The following is a 3659-nucleotide window of genomic DNA, read 5'->3' on the forward strand; positions in this document are numbered from 1 at the left end:
GCGATGCAATTAATTAACTTCACATTTTAACAAATGATCCGTCTATCAAGCTATCGTGAGTAGCATATGAGGCGGATTATTTTTTTCTGTCTGACAGCATCAAGATAAGCACGCCAAAGCTAATCATAAGTGTCATCGCTTGAAATACTGTCATTGGCCGCACCCCCTTTCACAAGGGTGTCACCAACCAAACCTTAACAATAAATGGTAAAATCCCTCTTTACACGTGATGTGCTTTAGAAGTAACGGTTTCGAACGATGAAGATCTGGAAAAAGCAAAACGTTTCATAACTATGGCTTACGATGCGAGTTAAGTGGATTGGGTTTACGGAACACTTGGTTGAGAGAGGGTGTTATATGGTACTAATCCTTTATGGTACTTTTCACAAGGGTTCTGCAGCCATTTTGTATACCTTTTGACGATCTCGTGGTCCAATAGCTAGTAAATACATTTCAACATAGTCATGATGAGCGATTGGACGATAAATGATTCTCAAATTCATTGCGCGCGGTTTGATTTTTGCATAACCATTTAGTTTGCCTTCAAGTGATTTTGCAACACCTTCCGGCACGAATTGTATGCCTTCTCGAATTCTTCTAAGAATCACAGCAAGAACACTGTTTCTGCTCCCTTTATTGCTTGCTTTTAGATCAGCAACGACTTTCTCATGAAGGGTAATTTCAACATTAAATTCACGACGTACATAGTGCTCAAAATCTTTAATGTTCATATTAATCTTTTGACTCCTTGATGACCTCGTTGAAATCAAAAACGTCATTAGAAAAAGCCTCGGCAAATTTCAATTTTGGCGAGTCATCATTAAGTCGTTTCATTGCTTCGGTCTCAACCAATTCATCTGCCGCTTGATCAATCGCTTCTTTGTATCGAAGAAGTTCCTCAAAATAACTTAGACTAATTATTGCCGCCTTGGCGTCTTTATTTTTTGCATTTTCTACAACAAAGACTTCTTCAGTCGGATGAACAAATTTCTGCAGAATTTCTGTAAGCTTATTTTTACGCGTAAGATCCGAAACATTATAAACGTTATGACGTAAGAAATTTAGCGTGTCCGTCGTCACCGGAGGTTTTCTTTTGTTCATCATGGTTGCCCCCATTTTTCATCTCTCCCTTATAGTATGATCAATTCATCATTTAATTACACATTTATTGTACCATATAATATGTGCTATATTAACACACAGCGCTTATCCTTTAAGCCGGTGATCAACATTCGACTATAAATGGTAAATCCCCTTCATTAATTTTAATCATTTTAGTTTATTTTCCTTTAAACACCCACGTGATGAGGTACAGTGGAATCGTGATTGGTCCCAAAAGTACATAGACCAAAAAGAACTTAAGTATCTTCCCACCATAAACAAACAACCACTTAATTATTAAAAGTGGCACTGTAATAGGAAATAGAAGCACATATAAAACAAAGAATTTTATCATGAGTATTTCCTCCCGGGTTTCTATTTGTAATAAGATAAAACCGATATAGATTCCGCTATTGCCGTTCAACCATTAATCAGACGATCACTAATAGTGGATCTGTTTACCATTTTTGGTACCTCGCTGACAAGGCATCGATTCAAAAAAAAATCCGGCTAAGTGCTTTCACACAAAGTCGGACCAGGTCGATCATATTTTCCGATCTTTACTTGGGTGCGTTCTCGACTACTGTCTTGCCAGCCGTCCAGTCACGATCCACAGTCCGAAAAACTGACGAGCCTGAAAACATGTCACCGTCACCTCATCGCCAACCTTGATGCGCCGGGTCGCTTGCGAATTAGGTAAAGCAATCGAGAAGCCACCGGGAGCGCCGAGGCCAACGCCCATCACGCTTGAAGAACCGACTTCCTCGACGGTTACTTTCAGCGTTTTGTCAGTAATGTCCGCACCTTCGTCCAGTTGCTTAACGAAGGTGCGCCCCTCAGTTGCATCTGAAACCGTATAGTCGGCGCTTGGTAGCGCCAGTCCTATGCCGAGGCTGACAACAAGCAACGCCAACGCGCCTGCCATGGTGAGCCAACTCGCTTTTACCACTCGTCGATGCAGGATCAGCCCAATCACAAGCCACACCACGCCGACCACAAGTCCAAGCACACCACCAATCAATCCAAATCCTACGATTACCAATAGTGTTACCCCCAATAAGTATTCGGTCGTTGAGACCTACCATGGGGTTTGTTTTTTTTACGAGTTCAGGCATATAAAAACATCTGGTGGCATCCTACAAGTCCCTGAGATGCCGCCAGATGTCTTCGTATTCCTTACACTTTGCTTTGCCCCATATTAGGCATTTTGGCCTTGATCATTCCGATCAATATGTCCGTCAGCTCAGTTGGAGCGAGCTCATCCAAATTGACCTTGCCTTCAGCCACCATTTCCATCAACTGGATGTAGCCGAAACCAAGCGCACCCGTGATGGCGCTGCCGATTGCTCCCGAAACCGTATTGGTAACCAAATTGATTCCAGGCACCATGTTGAGCAGTATTTTTGACGTCGACTGACCCACCGTCACGGCGCCGAACAAGCCCAGTGCACTAGCCAAAACAGTTTCCACTTGGTGCTCGGTTAAACTGACCTCATAGATCGAGGTGATTTTCACCAGCATCGTGCTTTGAACGCCGATCATGATTGGTGCGTTCGGGAGTGGCACGAACCCGGTTCCAAAATTTGTCGCGAGTGCTTTCATCACGACTTTCGTTGCCTGCTTATGTTTCATCACCAGTTCTGGTTTCTGCGCACACGTAAAGGAATCCTGCAGCACCTCCGGTAATACTTCCGCTGTTTGCGTCACGAGATCATCGATGCCAAAGGCAGACATCCACTCTGAATCACGTGCCAATACCTTGACCGTCCGCAACCCTGGAATTTCCTGTTTCGCAAACATTGCCAATTCATCTGCTTCGTCAGCAGAATATGCCTTCGTTAGCACCATGATGACGGGAATGTGGCGGTCGATGAAGTACTTCATAAACTTGATTTCTTTCTCCTCGATCCGTGCACCGCTTGCCGCAACACAGTACCACAGGCAGTGAATGTCGTCATCTGTGGTCAGCGTCCTCTTGGTTTTGTGAATTAGCCGCTTGATATGTATCGTGGACTTCCACTGTGAGAATTGACTTAGTTCAAATCCTACTGTGTCATAGATACGCACTGGAAAATCAGCCTTCTCGATCAAATGAATCTTATCTGTGACGGGCTTCCCAATAGCGGTTTGAGCCATTTTTTCACCGAACACCGCATTGATCAGCGTTGACTTTCCCACACCACTTTTACCCGCAATCATAATGTTGATTTTCTTGAGTTTATGAAACTCGTCCTGTATACTTTCCAACGCTTCTACGAGAATTTTCTTCATCTCTTGTTCATCTGCCATGAGTTACCTCCTGTTATCATCGTTATTGGTCTGTGACCTACCTAAGGAATGTTTTTTTTGCGAATTCAACGTGGGAAACCGGCGAATCAACTATCTTGACTAAGCATAGCATGGCCACTAATGATGTGGAATAGAAATTTGATTGAGCAATCATAAAACGATAATCAGTACATAGTGGACACTGAACTAGGCGATTAATCCAGCTCTCTCGGTGATAATCTTATAGTAAATCTGCACTGTTTCACTGTTCTTTGTATAACGATACTTTT

5 protein-coding genes are annotated in these 3659 nt (G+C 43.1%); all 5 read right to left on the reverse strand.

Annotated elements, in window-relative coordinates:
* Positions 1-76: 76 nt before the first annotated feature.
* Complete coding sequence (locus SIN01_RS15735; RefSeq protein ID WP_353949365.1) at positions 77-154, reverse strand: putative holin-like toxin; 78 nt, start codon at positions 152-154, stop codon at positions 77-79.
* Between the two features lie 229 nt (positions 155-383).
* Positions 384-731, reverse strand: a complete 348-nt coding sequence (locus SIN01_RS14240) for a hypothetical protein (protein ID WP_047035312.1) — start codon at positions 729-731, stop codon at positions 384-386.
* A 1-nt stretch (position 732) separates the two neighbouring features.
* Positions 733-1116 (reverse strand): hypothetical protein, encoded by a 384-nt coding sequence (locus SIN01_RS14245; RefSeq protein ID WP_010026065.1) that lies wholly within the window; start codon positions 1114-1116, stop codon positions 733-735.
* A 565-nt stretch (positions 1117-1681) separates the two neighbouring features.
* Positions 1682-2143, reverse strand: coding sequence for a hypothetical protein (locus tag SIN01_RS14250; RefSeq protein ID WP_010026066.1), 462 nt, complete (start codon positions 2141-2143; stop codon positions 1682-1684).
* A 134-nt stretch (positions 2144-2277) separates the two neighbouring features.
* A complete protein-coding gene (locus SIN01_RS14255) occupies positions 2278-3390 on the reverse strand; it encodes a GTPase (RefSeq protein WP_010026068.1) in 1113 nt (370 codons plus the stop codon).
* Positions 3391-3659 lie beyond the last annotated feature (269 nt).

It is taken from the genome of Sporolactobacillus inulinus, assembly GCF_006539285.1.
GTDB classification, from domain to species: Bacteria; Bacillota; Bacilli; order Bacillales; family Sporolactobacillaceae; genus Sporolactobacillus; species Sporolactobacillus inulinus.

Excerpts from the sequence above, each read along its gene's own strand:
- SIN01_RS15735 (WP_353949365.1), bottom strand. The coding sequence starts at position 154 with ATGACAGTATTTCAAGCGATGACACTTATGATTAGCTTTGGCGTGCTT.
- SIN01_RS14245 (WP_010026065.1), bottom strand. The coding sequence starts at position 1,116 with ATGGGGGCAACCATGATGAACAAAAGAAAACCTCCGGTGACGACGGAC.
- SIN01_RS14255 (WP_010026068.1), bottom strand. The coding sequence starts at position 3,390 with ATGGCAGATGAACAAGAGATGAAGAAAATTCTCGTAGAAGCGTTGGAA.
- SIN01_RS14240 (WP_047035312.1), bottom strand. The coding sequence starts at position 731 with ATGAACATTAAAGATTTTGAGCACTATGTACGTCGTGAATTTAATGTT.